The following is a 2,051-nucleotide window of genomic DNA, read 5'->3' on the forward strand; positions in this document are numbered from 1 at the left end:
ACCGCCACCGCTACTACGACCCACAGCAGGGGCGCTATATCAGCCAGGACCCGATTGGGTTGAATGGCGGTACCAACCTATATGGTTATGTGACCAATCCAACCGGGATGGTGGATCCGTTGGGGTTGAGCCCAATAACAACAGGCGTCAGAGGCGCTCTAGCCGTAGAAAAAGCAAGAAATACAGCCTGGTGTATTGGTCAGGATGTTGCCTTAAGAAGTAGCAGGTCGCAGTTACCGGATATTCTTAATGAAGAAATGGATGCAGCTAGACAAAGTAAGGTTAGCGGCATTAGGCAATGCATGCGTGAAAAAGAGTATCGCTCCATGATGAGTTTGCCTGAGGAGGCATCAATAGGCGAGTTAAATGCATGTAAAGAGGGTGTGGAAAGCGAGTATTCCAATAGGGTTCGGGAAATAACTCAAAGAGATGCTATTCGTCACTCGAGTATTAATAGTAGTTTAAATGAAATAGTTGAAAGGTGCATTGACCCCTCAATTGGTGACTTGGAAATCCCAGAACACTCACCACGTAGAAGATAACGCAGCTGTTATTAAATAGGAAAAATGATGAGTCCCATAAAAAATGTTATAGCAACTGCTCCACATTATATTTTTATAGTTAGTGCATCTGCACTAATGTTAACACCAACCTCCAGCATCGCGGATTCTGGCATATTTCAGGCTAACTTGGAACGAACCGGTGTGTATAATGACATGGGGCCAGAGAACAGCCCGGAGCTAGTTTGGAAGTTTGACACAAACTCACCTGTATTAAGCACACCATTAATTAACGAAGAATCAGTTTATGTTAGTGACTTTGAGGGTGGAGTCTATGCTTTAGATAAAAAGCTAGGCGAGGTTAAATGGAATCATGAAATGGGAGGCAGAGCAAGTTTTCAGATATCCTTAAGCACGGACTCTCTATTAGTTGGACGGCACCCCTTCAGAGAAGATGATGAAAGCTATTTACTTGCAATGGATATAGAAAGTGGTGAAGAACTATGGAGGTATTGGGACAATGATCTTTCGGCTCTGGATTCACCAACTGTCTATAGAGAAAGTATATTTCTAACCTCCATGCATGATTACCTTTATGCACTAGAACTAGAAAATGGACGAGAGAAATGGAAGTTTCCTATTCAAGGTGGCACTAGACAGCCTTTACTTTCCAGCAACATACTTTATTTTCAGGATAACACCCAAGCTATTTACGCTCTATCACCAGACTCTGGGGACCTATTATGGAGCTATATTCCAGAGAGCAGTATCGAAAACTCATTTAGCACCCCGGCCATAGATAACTGTTGCATTTACGCTATGATGCTAGCAGAAGAAAGTGGCAGTATTATTATACTGGATAAATACACTGGGGAGCTAAGAACAGAGTTTCCTATTCAGTTTAGAAGCAACTCTTCCATAAGCCTTCTTGATGGCATTGCATTCTTTGGTGACGATGGAGAGGGCCATGAAAATGCTCACGGCTATATGAATGCCATGGATATTGAAAGTGGGGAATTGATCTGGAGATTTGAAACAGGAGGCTTTGTGAGGGGAGCAGCATCTATTTCTGGAAATACCGTTTATTTTGGCAGCGGGGATCATCATCTATATGCGGTTGACCGCTATACAGGTGAATTAAAATGGCGTTACGAAACGGGCGGGCCAGTCACTTCAACCCCAGCCATAGTCGATGGTCGCATCTATTTTGGTAGCATTGATGGTCATGTGTATGTGTTGGAATAGCCGCAATAATGTAGCAGGCATAAATAACAGCATCATCTAAAATGTTGCTTACTAAGGTGACTGATCAAACTGGAAGGCCCCAAGGGTTTCAGAAGCAGTGCCTCTTTAATGAGCGCCGCCGTTCAACGCAACGGATTGAGGCCGACGGCAGCCAGCCGCACACTCTGACCGCCACCGGTCTGGACCTGGAAATCGCCCTGGAACCCGATGCCCTGCACCGGGAAACCCAACGCCGTTTCCGCCTGGGCACCCACGCCCCAACCCGACCGCTCCTCCTGGAGCGCGGCTACACAGCCCTGGGGCAAC

At 45.7% G+C, this 2,051-nt stretch carries 3 protein-coding genes; all 3 read left to right on the forward strand.

Features of this window, described 5'->3' with window-relative positions:
• A partial coding sequence (locus HP566_RS21680; protein ID WP_284041577.1) for an RHS repeat-associated core domain-containing protein occupies window positions 1–542 on the forward strand: 542 nt, incomplete at its 5' end.
• Between the two features lie 27 nt (window positions 543–569).
• Entirely contained in the window at window positions 570–1,745 is a 1,176-nt protein-coding gene (locus HP566_RS19080) for a PQQ-binding-like beta-propeller repeat protein (protein WP_249978898.1), read from the forward strand.
• Window positions 1,746–1,786: 41 nt separating this feature from the next.
• A partial coding sequence (locus tag HP566_RS19085) for a hypothetical protein (protein ID WP_249978899.1) occupies window positions 1,787–2,051 on the forward strand: 265 nt, incomplete at its 3' end.

Source organism: Vreelandella olivaria (assembly GCF_023507745.1).
Lineage (GTDB): Bacteria > Pseudomonadota > Gammaproteobacteria > Pseudomonadales > Halomonadaceae > Vreelandella > Vreelandella olivaria_A.

Coding starts and splice junctions, on each gene's coding strand:
- HP566_RS19080 (WP_249978898.1), top strand. CDS start 570: ATGAGTCCCATAAAAAATGTTATAGCAACTGCTCCACATTATATTTTT.